15 protein-coding genes and 1 other annotated feature are annotated in these 16,382 nt (G+C 36.6%); of the genes, 7 read left to right on the forward strand and 8 right to left on the reverse strand.

Going from position 1 to position 16,382, the window contains the following annotated elements:
• The first annotated feature begins 95 nt into the window (after nt 1-95).
• From AC3WOM_RS00210 to AC3WOM_RS00225, 4 genes are all read left to right on the forward strand, one after another.
• On the forward strand, nt 96-746 hold the full coding sequence (locus AC3WOM_RS00210; protein WP_492444195.1) for a CYTH domain-containing protein: 651 nt from the start codon (nt 96-98) through the stop codon (nt 744-746).
• Nucleotides 727-1,476: a lytic transglycosylase domain-containing protein gene (locus AC3WOM_RS00215; protein WP_492444197.1), complete on the forward strand. Its 750-nt coding sequence runs from the start codon at nt 727-729 to the stop codon at nt 1,474-1,476. The genes AC3WOM_RS00210 and AC3WOM_RS00215 overlap by 20 nt, the downstream gene beginning before the upstream one ends.
• 305 nt (nt 1,477-1,781) lie before the next feature.
• Complete coding sequence (locus AC3WOM_RS00220; RefSeq protein ID WP_427538579.1) at nt 1,782-2,189, forward strand: globin domain-containing protein; 408 nt, start codon at nt 1,782-1,784, stop codon at nt 2,187-2,189.
• Nucleotides 2,182-2,991 (forward strand): DsbA family protein, encoded by an 810-nt coding sequence (locus AC3WOM_RS00225; RefSeq protein ID WP_492444198.1) that lies wholly within the window; start codon nt 2,182-2,184, stop codon nt 2,989-2,991. Before AC3WOM_RS00220 ends, AC3WOM_RS00225 begins: the two co-directional genes overlap by 8 nt.
• Before the next feature lie 411 nt (nt 2,992-3,402).
• On the opposite strand, the gene pepF is transcribed toward AC3WOM_RS00225, so the two are convergent.
• From pepF to spxA, 4 genes are all read right to left on the reverse strand, one after another.
• Nucleotides 3,403-5,214 (reverse strand): oligoendopeptidase F, encoded by a 1,812-nt coding sequence (gene pepF / locus AC3WOM_RS00230; RefSeq protein ID WP_492444200.1) that lies wholly within the window; start codon nt 5,212-5,214, stop codon nt 3,403-3,405.
• Between the two features lie 50 nt (nt 5,215-5,264).
• The gene (locus AC3WOM_RS00235) at nt 5,265-6,386 is read right to left on the reverse strand and encodes a competence protein CoiA (protein ID WP_492444202.1); all 1,122 of its coding nucleotides are present in this window, start codon (nt 6,384-6,386) and stop codon (nt 5,265-5,267) included.
• Nucleotides 6,387-6,543: 157 nt separating this feature from the next.
• Nucleotides 6,544-7,212 carry an adaptor protein MecA gene (gene mecA / locus AC3WOM_RS00240; RefSeq protein ID WP_492444203.1) on the reverse strand — a complete coding sequence of 223 codons (669 nt, stop codon included), beginning with the start codon at nt 7,210-7,212 and terminating at the stop codon, nt 6,544-6,546.
• A 429-nt stretch (nt 7,213-7,641) separates the two neighbouring features.
• On the reverse strand, nt 7,642-8,037 hold the full coding sequence (gene spxA, locus AC3WOM_RS00245) for a transcriptional regulator SpxA (RefSeq protein WP_427538889.1): 396 nt from the start codon (nt 8,035-8,037) through the stop codon (nt 7,642-7,644).
• Between the two features lie 523 nt (nt 8,038-8,560).
• Nucleotides 8,561-8,785 (forward strand) — a binding site (T-box leader).
• 117 nt (nt 8,786-8,902) lie between these two features.
• Here spxA and trpS point away from each other — a divergent pair.
• The gene (gene trpS, locus AC3WOM_RS00250) at nt 8,903-9,892 is read left to right on the forward strand and encodes a tryptophan--tRNA ligase (RefSeq protein ID WP_492444205.1); all 990 of its coding nucleotides are present in this window, start codon (nt 8,903-8,905) and stop codon (nt 9,890-9,892) included.
• 44 nt (nt 9,893-9,936) lie between these two features.
• On the opposite strand, the gene AC3WOM_RS00255 is transcribed toward trpS, so the two are convergent.
• The 3 genes from AC3WOM_RS00255 to AC3WOM_RS00265 form a co-directional block, all read right to left on the reverse strand.
• Entirely contained in the window at nt 9,937-10,167 is a 231-nt protein-coding gene (locus AC3WOM_RS00255) for a YuzI family membrane protein (RefSeq protein WP_492444207.1), read from the reverse strand.
• A gap of 107 nt (nt 10,168-10,274) precedes the next feature.
• Complete coding sequence (fabF, locus tag AC3WOM_RS00260; protein ID WP_492444209.1) at nt 10,275-11,516, reverse strand: beta-ketoacyl-ACP synthase II; 1,242 nt, start codon at nt 11,514-11,516, stop codon at nt 10,275-10,277.
• A 30-nt stretch (nt 11,517-11,546) separates the two neighbouring features.
• Nucleotides 11,547-12,485 (reverse strand): beta-ketoacyl-ACP synthase III, encoded by a 939-nt coding sequence (locus AC3WOM_RS00265; protein ID WP_492444212.1) that lies wholly within the window; start codon nt 12,483-12,485, stop codon nt 11,547-11,549.
• 513 nt (nt 12,486-12,998) lie between these two features.
• On the opposite strand from AC3WOM_RS00265, the gene AC3WOM_RS00270 reads away from it, so the two are divergent.
• Entirely contained in the window at nt 12,999-13,193 is a 195-nt protein-coding gene (locus AC3WOM_RS00270; RefSeq protein ID WP_427538605.1) for a YjzD family protein, read from the forward strand.
• 50 nt (nt 13,194-13,243) lie between these two features.
• Here AC3WOM_RS00270 and AC3WOM_RS00275 read toward each other — a convergent pair whose 3' ends face one another.
• The gene (locus AC3WOM_RS00275) at nt 13,244-15,367 is read right to left on the reverse strand and encodes an ATP-dependent Clp protease ATP-binding subunit (RefSeq protein WP_492444215.1); all 2,124 of its coding nucleotides are present in this window, start codon (nt 15,365-15,367) and stop codon (nt 13,244-13,246) included.
• 268 nt (nt 15,368-15,635) lie between these two features.
• On the opposite strand from AC3WOM_RS00275, the gene AC3WOM_RS00280 reads away from it, so the two are divergent.
• The gene (locus AC3WOM_RS00280) at nt 15,636-16,322 is read left to right on the forward strand and encodes a Crp/Fnr family transcriptional regulator (protein WP_492444425.1); all 687 of its coding nucleotides are present in this window, start codon (nt 15,636-15,638) and stop codon (nt 16,320-16,322) included.
• Nucleotides 16,323-16,382: the final 60 nt, after the last annotated feature.

The following is a 16,382-nucleotide window of genomic DNA, read 5'->3' on the forward strand; positions in this document are numbered from 1 at the left end:
TTGATCAGCAATTTGGATCTGTCCCACAGTTAACTTTCATTTTTTAATTGCCTTGAACAAAACGAGAAAAATAAAAATAGATAGGTGAACAAAATATGACACAACAACTTGAAATTGAATTTAAAAATCTTTTGACGAAGCAACAATACGAGCATTTACTGCAAGAATTTGGCATTCAAGAAAATGCTATTCATCGTCAAATAAATCATTATTTCGACACGCCTTCACACATGATAAAAAAAAGACAAAGTGGGCTACGTATTAGACAAATTGACAATTATTATGAATGTACGTTAAAAGAAAAAAGTGAAGAGCACACACATATAGAAACGACTGATGTATTAACTGCTGAGCAGGCTCAACAAATGTTAGAAGGTCAAGGCTTTTATGCACAGGAAGTAGCAAAAAAGCTAGCTCTCTATCAAATTCCTCTTGATGAACTAGCCGTTTTTGGATCACTGACAACTGATCGTGTTGAAATACCATACAAAGACGGACTTCTAGTTTTAGATCATTCTTTCTATTTGCAGTGTGACGATTATGAGGTAGAATATGAATCAAAAGATGCAACAAAAGGAAATGTGATTTTCGACGAATTTTTGCAGCAATATCATATTGACAAAAAAGATACAGATAAGAAAATCGCACGCTTTATGAAGGCTTTACAAACAGAAAATAATAATATGAATTACTATAACAATATCAAAAGAAAGGGTGACCAATTTCTTGGATATCCAATCAATTAAAACATTACTTGAAATTCAAGCATTGCAAACACTTGGAACGACAGAAAACTCTTCTAGCACCGTTACGGACAGCAGTTCCATATTTTCTGATATGATTGGCGAATTGCTTGGCGACGCTACAACCGCTAGTAATGCAAAATTTTCTAGTCTACTTGGATTAAATGGCTCCTCTGCACTTCCAAGTGACTTATCTGAAAATGCACAAGCTTTATTATATAAAGGTTCTAATGCCGTTTTCGTACCTACCTATTTGCAAGCTGCATTAGCAAGCTCACAATCTAGTACAAAGCTTGATTCCTATGTTTCAGATGATGTTATCGGTTCACAAGCGTATGCTAATTCATTAACAGGAGCGAATAAATATGCTTCAATCATTGAAAAGGCAGCTACAACGTATAATGTACCTGAAAAGCTTATCGCTGCGGTTATCAAACAAGAATCTAACTTTAATCCTTTAGCGCTAAGTCATGCTGGAGCACAAGGTTTGATGCAATTAATGCCAAAAACAGCTCAGTATTTAGGCGTTTCAGATGCTTTTGATCCTGAGCAAAATATTATGGCTGGGGCAAAATATTTACGCCAAATGCTAGATAAATTCGATAATGATCCAACGCTGGCTTTAGCTGCTTATAATGCTGGAGCATCACGTGTTACAAAATATGGTGGTATTCCACCTTTCAAAGAAACACAGAATTATGTCAAAAAAGTGATGAATTACTTCACAGTTTAATAGCATAATCACTGTTATTACGATCTTTTTCAACAAATTTCACCCATGATGGTGAAATTTGTGCTTTTCTAGCAAAAAACAATTCGAAAGAGCGCTTTGTTTGTGTTAACGAAAAGACGTTGATAGAATGAAGGTAGTCACAAGAATTTCACATTTTTCTGATGACAAAGTGTCACTTCTGCCTTGGCGATAGTGTGTTGCGTTCAAACTTTCATCTCATCACTGTCAGAGTTGAGAGTCTTCTAGTGAATGAAGATACAAAAATTGTACTTTATGATATAAAGAATTAAAGGAGCATTTAACTTATGACTCGAAAATACACTGTTCCTTATGAGGAGCTGGGAGCTGAAAAACTGTCAGAACTTATTCATGCGTTCTATAAAAGAGTTGCACAGCATCCTGATCTTATTCCAATCTTTCCTAAAGATTTGACAGAGACAGCCCGCAAACAAATTCAATTTCAAACACAGTATTTAGGTGGTCCGAATCTTTTTACTGAGGAGCATGGACATCCAATGATGCGTGCACGTCATATGAATTTTCAAATTACACCCGATCGTGCTCAAGCATGGCTTGAATGTATGTCCGAAGCAATGGATGAAGTTGGCTTGGAAGGGAAGTTCCGCGAAACTTATTATCAACGTTTAGTTTTAACAGCTCATCACATGATTAATACGCCAAATGACGATGAGGGGGAATTGTTACGTGAATAATATTCAAATGCTACAAGAGCCAACTCCAGTGATTACTACTGCTAATAAGCCTATTGAATTGTATATTTTCGTAGATCCACTTTGTCCTGAAGCTTACAGTATGCAAGCCATTCTTCATAAATTACAGCTTGAATACCACCATTACTTTACATGGCGCTTTGTCCTTAGCACAGAGCTTTCATCGTTGAATTGTCTCAGTAAGCGTGTAAAGGGATGTGTATCAGGTATTGAACTCGACATCAATCACCCTGTTTTGCCTTCTATCGCTATTAAAGCAGCTGAGTTACAGGGTAAACGTTCTGGTGCACGTTATTTGTCGAAATTACAAGAATATGTATTACTAAGCCATGAGGATGTAAATTCCTATGCTACCCTGTTAAAAATTGCAGAGGATGTTCAATTAGATATGAATGAATTCACTGCGGATTTTGGTTCAAAGGAAGCTGCACGTGCTTTCCAATGCGATTTATATATAAAACGCGAAATGGAAGTAGAAGAAGTGCCGAGTATTGTATTTTTCAATGAATGCATTGAAGATGAGGGTCTTAAAGTTAGCGGTAGCTATTCCTATGAAGTTTATGAACATATTTTACAAGAGATGCTAGACCAACAGCTTGTACGTCAACCATTACCAACAATAGAAGAGTTATTTTCGAAATTTCATACAATCTCAACAAATGAAGTGGCTTTCATCTACTCATTAACAGAGCAAGCAGCCGAACGTGAATTAAAGAAACGTATGCTTCAACAAAAGATTGAACGAATTCAGACAGATCACGCTACACTATGGCGTATTAAATAATGCAATTATACTATTATCTTAAAGAATAGAGACTCGACATTTTTGTTGGGTCTCTATTTTTTAATGATATATTTTTAATACAAATAAAAGAAGCGTCTCTATCCTCGACAGATAGAGACGCTTCTTTTTCACAAAGGGGATGGGAGAAATGTTCACGTTCAAACAAAGGGGTGTATGTTTGTTTTGTGATTTATTTCACATGATTTACTTTATCACGGAATAATAAATATAGCAATGATACCGATAGTAGATTCACAAATTTGTCAAATAGAAAGCGATTACAGACAGTATTTTTCCAAGATGTGCACTTTCAAACATTTAGAAATCAAAAAAAATCATTATTCTTTTCTTTTTTATCCATCGACTTATGATAGAAAAAAGGCTGTAGTGATTTTCCTACAGCCTCCTCAATTAATTATTCAACAATAATTTTTCCAACTCATCTAAACGTTCTGCAAATACTTTACACGCATCATCAATTGGTTGTGCCACGTTCATATCAACACCTGCTGCCTTTAATACCTCAATCGGGAAGTCAGAGCAGCCTGCTTTTAAGAAATTATTAATATAACGTTCCACAGCTGGTGCTCCTTCTTCTAAAATTTGTTTACTTAATGCCGTTGCTGCTGATTTACCTGTAGCATATTGATAAACATAATAATTGTAATAAAAATGTGGGATACGTGCCCATTCTAAGCCAATTTCCTCATCTAAAACAATATCCTCACCAAAGTATTGTTTATTTAAATCATAATAAACCTCTGTTAAACGTTCTGCAGTTAAAGATTCACCATTCTTATCCATTTGATGGATTCGGTGTTCAAACTCCGCAAACATTGTCTGTCTGAAAACAGTGCTTCTAAAGCCATCTAACCAATGATTTAATAAATATATTTTTTGTTGCGGATCTTCAATAGTTTTTAGTAAATAATCATTTAACAGCTCTTCATTGCATGTTGAAGCTACTTCAGCTACAAAAATGGAATAATCTCCATAGACAAACGGTTGATTGTTACGCGAATAATAGCTGTGTACACTATGACCAAATTCATGAGCTAGTGTGAAGAGGTTATTCACATTGTCCTGCCAATTCATTAATATATATGGGTTTGTTCCATATGCACCTGATGAATAGGCACCACTGCGCTTCCCTTTGTTTTCCAGAACGTCTACCCAGCGGTTATCAAAACCACTTTGTACAATGCTTTGATATTCCTCACCAAGCGGCGCTAATGCTTTCACTAAAATATCCTTGGCTTCATCATAAGTGACCTTCATCTCAACTTCCTTAACAAGGGGTACAAATAAATCCCACATATGCAGCTCATCTACGCCTAATAGCTTTTTACGTAATGAAATATAACGCTGCATGGCTGGCAAATGTTTATGGATTGTTTCTACTAACTGATCATAAACATTTTCTGGAATGAAGTTATTGGACATTGCTGCCTGGCGAGCAGAATCATAATTTCGAATACGCGCACTGACATTGTGCTTTTTCACATTACCAGTTAATGTAGCCGAAAATGTATTTTTAAAATTGCCATACGTTTCGTACACTGCTTTAAAGGCATTTTCTCGGACAGAACGATCTTTACTTTCTAAAAACTTAATATAATTTCCATGTGTAAGCTGAACTTCTTCTCCCTCTTCGTTTTTCACTTTAGGGAAAACTAAATCAGCATTGTTTAACATGCCAAATGTATTTGAAGCTGTACCTGTTACCTCAGACATTTGTGCCAGTAATGCTTCTTGTTCTGCTGGCAAAATATGAGGACGAGCCATCGTTATTTCTTTTAAGGATTGTTTATATAGTTGTAGGTCTTTATTTTCCGCTAAATATTGTTCTATTGTCTCTTCGCTTAATGATAAAATCTCTGGTGTTAAAAACGACAGGGCAGCTGAGATGCTAGTCGCTAATGTTTGAATACGACTATTCATATCCTGATAGACGCTGTTCGTTGTGTCTTGGTCGTAACGCATATGGGCATATGTGTAAAGCTTCATTGCACGTTCATAAATATGGTCGTGAAAAGTTAGAACTGCTAATAAAGCGTCTGCTCCATTTTTTAAAGTACCTGCATAGCTAGGTGCCTTCTTGGCAATTTCTGCGACTTCCTTATACTCTTCTTCCCATAGAGCATCAGTTGCAAATATGTCTTCCAAGCGCCAAGTCAGCTCTTCTGGAACTTCATTTCTTACTAAAACTTTGTTACTAGCCATGTGTGCCAGCCCCCTTATTATGTGAGTTTTTCCTATACTCTCATATTTTCTCAGTATATTGTGGCAATTGCAAATAAATGTGCATACACATGCTCACATATATCTGGAGGAAAATAGTTTTGAGAATTTTTTGCAAGTATGGCACCGTAATTTTGAATGGCCTCTACTGCTCGATCTGTAACATCAATATTTTGTTCCCTTAAAAATAACCGAATCTCGCTCGTATTTAGTTCATGAGGTAATTGCTGAATACCTCGGCAAAAATGGTGCAAAATGGTTTGCCACTCGATAGAGAACATTGGTATTGCCTCACTAGCTTTTACAGGTATACCTACGTACTCAGGCATAGTAGTAAGAGTAAAACCTAATTCATAGCAGCTTCGTAGAAATGCATCCTGTACACCCTTATAATTATGTAACAGCCGCTGATAAACGTATTGCCGACAGTATCTTTTATAAAGCTGCCAATATAGTTGGAATTCTTCTACTGTTATCACTACTGGTTCATAAAATGGAAAATGTTGCTTATTTATTGACATATCTTGAACTTTGCCTATAAAAGTATGCCCATGAACATGCAAAAGATTCGTCCAATAAATAAATCTAGCGGTCTTTGCATCATAGGTCATTAAATAGGGCTGGCCTAACACTGTATACGCAATGACTTTTTGCAAAATAGGAGAAATGAAAAGCTTTTGAATACCTTGTAAGGTTGAATTTTTTAGAGTTGTCTGGAAAAGCCATAATACTTGGATATCATTATTCTTATATCCAGCTGTACGTAATAACCACTTTTCATGCGAGATTGTACTGCATTGAAATTCGATAGCAACTTGCCTTTGGTCACTCATTACAAGTATGTCTGGCCTCTGCGAAAACTTTTTTAAATAAGGCTCTAGCATTACTATATGCCCTATCTTTTTTAGCCATTCGAATATTTGAATTTTTCCTTGCAAGTGAAGTTGTGACTCTCTCTCTGAAAATAACTTAGCACAGTTATTTTTTGATTGATGAGCAAAGTGAGGGATATTATATTTACCAATTTTTAAGAGAACGGGTAGCTGACATTGTGGACAATAAAATTTCATATGTTGCCTATATCTTTGTAAGTCCTCCCTCGTATATTGATATGGGAGAAAAAGCTGACGCTCCTCATTATAGGCAATTAACATACAATCGTCTCCTTTTTGCCTAATTGTATGGGAGTACTTTACTAGCAGCAACTTTTTAACGGCTTTTTCTTGAAATTTAAAATTTGCCTTAAAAAAAGACTGTAAACAAACTTGATAAACATCAAGAGGTTTACAGCCTAAAAGCTAAATTATTTATTTAATGAAAGTATTTGCGTACTGTTTCAAAGCAATTAAACTCCATAATTTTTTCACCGTATTCCTCTAAGCGATGAATTGTGAAATTTGATGGACTTAAAAATTCTTTGATAACAGCATTTCTGTCGTGACGATTTAACTCTTCGTCTGCGTTTGTAAAATCAACTACTAAATAGTACCAACTTTCATATTTGAATAATGAGGAATCCACTAATTCGTCTGTCATACGTTTCGCTACAGGGATTAACTCATCAATGTCTTTAAATTTATAAACATAAATATCTGTATCGGTAAATAATTCTGACTCATCTATGTCACCAAATTGAGTTAGCTGGCTAAGAAGATCCTCTCCAACTTCGTCAAAAGGGGCATACATATCTTTTTGTTCATCAAAATGCGAATGACCATCTAATGTTTCACCGTCTTTTAATATGTGTGCACGTGTGACAATGATTTCCAAGCCTACTTCAGACGCATTGATATGAATCCAAATCGGACCTTCTACATCAAAATAATCATCCGTGTTTACTTCATCAATCATATCCCAAAAAAGTTGTTCACCCTTTGCTCGATTGTACCAAATTTCTTCACGACTATAGCCGCGATCCTCTATATCATTGTACGTAATAAAGAGCTTGAGTGTATTTTCATTTACACGCTCGATGTCCACTAGACCTCATCTCCCTTCACTGTCATTTGTCGAAAAACAGTTTTGTTTCATTAGTATGCTTTTATTCATCTTTTTTAACCTTCATACTCCATTTGTTTTTCAACCTTTGACTACACTACAGTAAAACCGTCGAGCAACCGATGAATGATAAATTTTTATTTCACAGTTGTCTCTAATTCTATTGTATGCTGTTCCGTCATAAAATGAAAAGGATATACACCGTTTCACAGAAGATATTTGAATTATTGAAATTGTAGTAAACTATTTATCTTAAATCAAGTTTAACATACTTTAACGGAAATATATGACTTTTCCCTATTAATTATTATACTTTATATAGAGGATTTTACATAAGTAAAACACAAAAAAATAGATGTCACAATATGATTTGTAACATCTACTATTTATTCTATGCAGTAATGGAGAAAATTAGTTCACCATGCGCTGTGCTTCTTGTAGTTGATAAGCACGAACCTTACGAGGTAAGAAACGTCGAATTTCATCCTCATTATATCCAACCTGTAAACGCTTTTCGTCTAAAATAATAGGACGACGTAATAACCCTGGATGTTCTTGAATTAATTCATATAAACGTTGCAATGGTAAGCTTTCAACATCAACATTTAATTTTTGGAAAATTTTAGATCTCGTTGAAATAATTTCATCTGTACCATCCTCTGTCATCCGTAATATTTTTTTAATTTCACTAATGCTTAACGGCTCAGAAAATATATTCCGTTCTGTATATGGAATTTCATGCTCCTCTAACCATGCTTTCGCTTTTCGGCAAGACGTACAACTTGGTGAAGTAAATAAAGTTACGATCATACTGACACATCCTTCCTTTTATTCGTTATCTATAAACCAGTGTGTTAAATTAGAATTAATGTAATGTAAAACTACATAACCATTATACAGTACTCTAGGGTGTTTGAATATAGTTCCAATAAAAAAAGACAAACCTTATCTCATCGAAATATTCTGTCTATTTACAGCTTTCACTATAAGAACTTCTTTGCATGTCTAAGGAACTACTATTAATATTCCCATTTACAAAGCATTTTAAACCTTCAATTTTTCTTTGTTATTGTTCTCATTTATAATTATTAAACGAGAATATTGTCAATTCAGTGTGTACAAATTAGACGTTTATTGCATAATTTTGGTTGCATTTTCTAATAAAAAACATAGCTTAGTAAGCATATTATTTTTTTCTGCAAAAAAACACCGCCAAAAGTCTGACTTTACATACTTGCAATTCACTAAGTCTTTATAATATAATTTTTTGCAATACATCAAATAAGTCTTTGGTAATTCCCTTGTAGGTAAGAGACTGTTTTTGAATGAATTAAAAACTTTGACGAAGAGTAGTACATATGCATTTTACACGTTTAGAGAGTCTGTGGTTGCTGTAAACAGATCGTGTAAGCATCTGGAATGGACTTCCGAGTTAGCTTTGTGAACGACTAAGTGTGTCTAATAGCAATGCTCGTCCCTTCACGTTACGGAGTAGAGTGGCCTTTATTTGGCAAGCTGGGTGGTACCGCGGATTCAAACATCATTCGTCCCTTCATTAGTAAACTAATGAGGACGCATGATGTTTTTTTATTGAATAATAAACAGCAGCCTCAGCTAGGTAATTATGTAATAGACATTCACTCTGAGGTAATGAATTCAAGGAGGAAACGACATGACAACTATTTTTTCTGGCGTACAGCCAACGGGTATTGTAACTTTAGGGAACTATTTAGGTGCATTCAAGCAATTTCCTGCATTACAGGATGAAGGTAATGCCATCTACTGTATCGTTGATCAACATGCCATAACAGTGGCACAGGACCCTCAAGAATTACGTAAAAATATTCGTAATCTTGCTGCTACGTATATCGCTACTGGCATTGATCCTAAAAAGTCTACGTTATTTATTCAATCAGAGGTACCGGCTCATGCGCAGGCAGGCTGGATGCTGCAATGTGTCGCATCAATTGGAGAGCTTGAACGTATGACCCAGTTCAAGGACAAATCTCAAGGTAAGGAAAGTGTATCAGCAGCTCTTTTAACATACCCACCATTAATGGCGGCTGACATACTTCTGTATAACACAAATATTGTACCTGTAGGCGATGATCAAAAGCAGCATATCGAGCTAACTCGTGATCTTGCAGAGCGCTTTAACAAACGTTATGGTGAAGTTTTAACGATTCCTGAAATCCAATTACCAAAGGCAGGAGCCCGCATTAAATCGTTGCAGGAGCCTACAAAAAAAATGAGTAAGTCTGATCCAAATACAAAAGCAACCATCAAGCTTTTAGATTCAGCGAAAGATATTGAGAAGAAAATTAAATCGGCAGTCACTGACTCTGATGGTATTGTGGCATTTGACGTAGAAAATAAACCTGGTGTTTCTAACCTACTAACAATCGAATCGGCTATTTCAGGTGTTTCTATTGAGGATCTTGTGCAAAAATATGAAGGTGTCGGCTATGGTGGATTCAAACAAGGTGTTGCCACAGCAGTTATTGATCACCTGACACCAATCCAAGATAAGTTCTATCATTTGGTAGAATCCTCCGAATTAGATATTATTTTAGATGAAGGTGCTGAAAAGGCAAATGCTATTGCAAGCGCTACATTAAAACGCATGGAAGAAGCAATGGGTCTAGGCCGTATACGTAGATAAAGAGCTAGATCTAATGCTTGACCAATTTTAGGGTATACTAAAGTTCACACTTTATCTTCTTGGCTAGAAGATTTCTCAAAACGGAGACCCAAGACAATAGCTCCTAGCACAATAGCTGATCCAAGGGCTATATAAAATTCTGTTGTATGCATCATAAATTTAAAGACAACGATCCAGGAATATCCTAGTGTTCGATAATTTAAATACAATATAAGATTCCCTACGGAGAGAATTATTAAGCCATAGCTCATTAAAAATAAGAAGAGACGGAACATGGTCACAGCATCCTTTCAATTTATTTCTCATTAATCATCTATTCGAAAAAAGATAAAAAAAGACGTCAGCCTTGTAATTTAGGCTGACGTTTTTTAAAATTTATTAATTATCCCTCGTGTTTTTTAAATAGAAGACTAGCATTATGTCCACCAAACCCTAGTGAGTTACTCATCGCATAGACAATGTCTGCTTCTCGGGCTTCATTTGGAACATAATCTAAATCACATTCTGGATCTGGCTCATATAAATTAATTGTTGGAGGTAAAATACCTTCTTTCAGTGCTAACGCTGTAAAAATAGCTTCAATACCACCAGCGGCACCTAATAAGTGACCTGTCATCGATTTTGTGGAGCTCATTGCTAATTGATAGGCATGTTCACCAAAGGCTTTTTTTACTGCCTGTGTTTCAAATAAATCATTATAAGGTGTGCTTGTTCCATGTGCATTAATGTAGTCAACCTGTGAAGGTTCCACGCCTCCATCCGCTAATGCTTGTAGCATTGCACGTGCAGCACCTTCTCCTTCTGGTGCAGGAGCAGTAATATGATGAGCATCTCCTGTTGCACCGTAGCCAAGTACTTCTGCATAGATTTTTGCACCACGGGCTTTGGCATGCTCATATTCCTCTAGAATAACAATGCCTGCACCCTCACCAATAATAAAACCATCGCGGTTTTTATCGAATGGACGGCAAGCTGCTTCTGGATCTGTATTTAAAGATAGCGCTGTATTGGCACAGAAGCCTGCAACAGACATTGTCACGATTGGTGATTCTGCTCCACCCGAAATCATTACATCTGCGTCACCACGTTCAATTACTTTAAATGCATCACCAATTGAATTTGTACCTGAAGCACATGCAGTCACAGAACAAGAGTTAATGCCCTTTGCACCAAGATAAATAGACACCTGACCTGAAGCCATATCTGGAATCATCATTGGAATAAAGAATGGGCTTACACGTCTTGCACCACGCTCTTGGAACGTTAAAAATTGTTGTTCATATGTCTCCATACCACCGATACCAGAGCCAATCCAAACACCTGCACGAGGTGCTAGCTCCTCATCGATTGTTAATTGTGCATCTTCCATTGCCATGATAGACGCTGCAAGGGCATAATGTGTAAAGCGGTCCATTTTACGAGCTTCTTTACGATCAATATATTTTTCAATATCAAAATCTTTCACTTCAGCGGCAATTTTTGCTGCGAATAAATCTTTATTTAAACGTGTTAATTCGCCAATGCCTGATTTCCCAGCTTTAATATTAGCCCATGTTTCTTCGATGCTATTTCCTAGTGGTGTAACTGCGCCAATTCCTGTAATTACTACTCGTCGTTTACTCATTGTCTTACTCCCCTCAAGCATTTTTCGTTATTATTTTCCCCATCGCAATGCAACAGCGCCCCATGTTAAACCGCCGCCAAATCCAACAAGTACTAATAAATCATCATCTTTAATCTTACCTGCTTCAAGCTCTTCTACCAAGGAAATCCCAATGGATGCTGCTGAAGTATTACCATATTTATGAATGGTTTTTGACATTTTCTCAGCCGGTAGCTCCAGTCGCTCACGAGCAGACTCCATAATTCGAATATTTGCCTGATGCGGCACTAAGAAGTCTACATCTTCTTTTGTTAAGCCCGCTTTATCAAGAACATTAACAGCAGACTCACCCATCTGGCGCACAGCAAATTTAAACACTTCTCGACCATTCATGGCAATTGTATCTTGCTGTGTTAAATACAGATTTTTCCCTCCTGTACCATCTGCACCAAGCTCAAACGATAGTATGCCTCTGCCTTCCGATACTGGTCCAACTATCGCTGCACTTGCTCCATCACCGAATAACACAGCTGTATTACGATCATTCCAGTCAATTACCTTTGATAGCTTTTCAACACCTACTACTAAGACATATTTATAAGCATTTGACTCTACAAAATGCTTTGCTGTCACTAAACTATATATAAATCCTGCACAAGCTGCAGCCTGGTCCATCGCTGCTGCATTCACTGCACCAATTTGCTCCTGAACCATACATGCTACACTTGGAAATGTTTGGTCTTGTGTTACTGTTGCTACTAGGATTAAACCGATTTCTTCAGGTGTAATACCGGCATTTGCAATAGCCTCTTTTGCAGCAGCAACTGCTAAATCTGAAGTTTCCTGATTGTCTGCGGCAAAATGACGCTCTTCGATCCCTGTACGAGTTCGAATCCATTCATCTGAGGTATCCATAATTTTTTCTAAATCAAAATTTGTCATTACCTTCTCTGGAACATATTTACCTATTCCTATAATACCAGCGTTCATTTAGCAACCCCTCTGCTTTCTTACTATCAATTATTAGTAACTGGTCATAATTATAACTCATAATGAAGGAAGGGTGCAAGATGAATTAAAATTAATGTCCATTGCCCCTATGTCTTTGAAGGTTCTGGAAGGTAGTTTGAATGGATTGATGTGGTTAGCACTTAATTGAACGGCTTGTCCTTTCTATGGAGCGCAGTGAGCTCTTTTCTGAGCGTTTAATCCTTATTTTTGATTGTGTTTCTCTCATTGATTGGTTCATCTATATTTTTGAGCTAAGTGACCTCTGTATTGAGCACTTTCCCACATTAAAGAGGATAAGAAGGCTTTTAATAAGCAACCCTTTCATTATTTGAACACAATGAATAACTACTACTAAAAATTTCCAAATAATTGTTGTGACAATTTCGCCATGTTTCACAGAAAAGATTCTTTTTTTTTCGATTTATGTTATGATATGATAATGAATATGTAGTAAAACTTTATGATATAAAAAGTTCGGTTGAGGTGAAATTAATGCAATATATCGTAACATTCATATGGTCATTCCTACTAGTATCAATGTTAAACTACGTAGTAAGCTCTGTACTTGGTGCACCATTTGATTTTAAAACAGGTGCAATCCTTTCAGTTGTATTCTCTATCTTAGTTTTCATTATTGGTGCAATTTTGCCAAACGATCCAGTACCAGAAGCAGCAGACCATCATTAATTTAACAAGAAAAAACCTGTTTACGTAAAATGAAACAGGTTTTTTCTTGTTTATTTTTCAACGGCACATTGTCCATCGTGCATTCTAATATGCAATGTTTCTCCTGGTAATACCTCACCACGTAGTAATTCCTTCGCTACGGCTGTTTCTATATAACGTTGAACAAAGCGTTTTAATGGTCTTGCACCGAATTGCGCATCTGCCCCCTGTTGGACAACCCAGTCAATTACTTCTTCATCCACCTGTAAAGTAATTTCCTGCTCTGCCACTCGTTTGACAAGCTGTTCAACATATTTCCAAGCAATGGCAGTAAAATGTTCATCTGAAAGTGCGTGGAACATAATGATATCATCCATACGATTTAACAGCTCTGGTTTAAAGTGCTGACGCAATGCGGCCATCACTAAATCTTCAACTGCTGCATCTTCTTGCGCCTCCATTAAATAGCTTGAGCCAATATTAGAAGTTAAAATCACTACAGTGTTTGTAAAGTTAACCATACGACCTTGGCTATCTGTAATGCGACCATCATCTAAAATTTGCAATAAAATATTTGCTACATCTGGGTGTGCTTTTTCAATTTCGTCTAGTAGGACAACGGAATACGGGTTACGGCGAACAGCCTCCGTTAATTGTCCTCCCTCCTCATAGCCAACATAGCCTGGAGGTGCACCTACAAGTCGAGATACGCTATGTTTCTCCATATATTCACTCATATCAATACGAATAAAATGATCCTCTGAATCAAACAACTGTGCCGCTAATGCCTTGGCAAGCTCGGTTTTACCAACACCTGTTGGTCCAAGGAATAAAAAGCTGCCAATTGGACGATGTGGGTCCTTAATACCTGCTCTAGCACGCCATACCGCTTCTGTAACAAGCTGAACAGCATTATCTTGTCCAACGACACGCTCGTGCAATGTATCTTTTAAGCGCAATAACTTTTCACGCTCACCTTCCACTAATTTCGTTACTGGTATACCTGTCCAGCGAGAAACAATAGATGCAATTTCATCAGCCGTTACTTCTTCACGTAAGATGCGTGATTCTGTACCACTCTCTAACTGTTTCTCCATTTCTTGAATTTCTTTTTCTAGGGTAGGTATTTTCCCATGACGTAATTCGGCAGCTTTGTTTAAATCATATTTGCTTTCCGCCTCATCTAAATCACGGCGATATTTGTCTAATTTTTCTCGTTTCTTTTGAATACCATGTAATGCTTCTTTTTCTGCTTCCCATTGTTTGCGCATGCCATCCGATGATTCCTTGAGCTTTGTTACCTCCCCCCGTAGCTGCTCTAAACGTTTTTTACTTGCCTCGTCTTTTTCTTTGCGCAGCGCTTGCTCCTCAATTTCTAGCTGCATAATACGACGAGTCACTGCATCCAATTCCTGAGGCATAGAATCTATTTCAGTTCGAATCATGGCACATGCTTCATCAATTAAATCAATGGCTTTATCAGGTAGGAAACGCTCTGTAATATAACGATTTGAAAGCTCCGCCGCTGCTACAATAGCACGGTCATGGATACGTACCGCATGATGCAGCTCAAAGCGCTCCTTAAGACCACGTAAAATGGAAACTGTATCTTCTATCGAAGGCTCACGCACAAGCACTTGTTGGAAGCGTCGCTCTAAAGCTGGATCTTTTTCAATATACATTCGATATTCGTCTAATGTTGTAGCACCGATACAATGAAGCTCACCTCGTGCAAGCATTGGTTTCAGCATATTTCCAGCATCCATTGCCCCATCTGTTTTCCCAGCACCTACAATGGTATGAATTTCATCAATAAATAAAATAATCTGTCCTTCAGATTCCTTTACTTCCTTCAAAACGCCCTTTAAGCGCTCCTCAAATTGCCCTCTATAACTTGCTCCAGCAATAAGAGCACTCATATCAAGCTCATATAAGACGCATTCTTTTAACCCCTCAGGTACATCACCTTTTACAATTCGTTGTGCTAACCCCTCAACAATAGCTGTCTTCCCAACGCCAGGTTCACCAATTAATACAGGATTATTTTTTGTTTTACGCGTTAAAATACGAATAACATTGCGAATTTCCTCATCACGACCAATAACTGGGTCCATTTTGCCGTTTTTAACTTCTTCAATTAAATTTCGTCCAAATTGCTCTAAAGGCTTTTTGTTATCTGTTTGTTGAAACTGCATATTTAGCTCTCCTTTTCAATAATGTTCAGCATAATTTCTATACCCATTCTTTTAACTATAAAAATGTTTGACCTTTTTTGACTAACTTTATTTTACATGAATCAATAAAACATGGCAAAGAAAAAGCGCTAAAAATTTACACTTAAAAATGGAAATTTACGTTATAATAATAGTATGTTTCTTAGTTTTTGTATCGAAATTCACCATTCTTTTGTGATAATAGCCAATTATTACAAAAAGAAAGCGATGTGTTGAAGATATGGTATTAATGGATAATATGCATGAGAAAATTCTTGAGCTTTTCCAAAAGCACGGAGTATTTATCAAAGTGAATAAAGGGAATAAAATTTTTTTAGAGGGTGAACGTGCGAAGGAAATCTACTATATTAAAACAGGAGTTGTGTCAATTAGCCAAGAAACGGAGAGCGGTAAGGAATTAACCATTCGGATTTGTGGCCCTGACAGTATTATTGGAGAGGGTTCATTATTTTGTAATCTATCCTATAATTCTATGACTGCAAAGGTTTTAGAGCATTCTACGCTATATGTTTTAAGCCGTAAATCGTTAGAGCTCTTATTAGTAGAACAACCTGCTTTTATGCTGGAATATATGAAGTGGCTGCAGGCAGAAAATTTAAAACATCAAAGTCGTTTACGCGATTTAGTGTTAAATGGTAAAAAAGGCGCTTTATTTTCAACCTTAATTCGACTTTCGAATACCTACGGCAAACCCTTAGAAAATGATACAATTATTATCGATTGCCCTTTAACCAATACTGAAATTGCAAATTTGTGTGGAACGAGCCGAGAAATGATTAATCGCATGCTCAATGATTTAAAAAAGCATAATATTCTATCTTTTGATAAAGGCTATATTACCATACACGATTTACAATTTTTGAAGGATGAAATTGCCTGTGAGAATTGTCCATTGCAAATATGCCGTATCGATTAATTCGTTACATGTTAAATCCCCGCTTACCGTTATAAGCGGGGATTTATTTATCTTCATTCA

The sequence above is a fragment of the Lysinibacillus sp. FW301-JW8 genome (genome assembly GCF_058788755.1).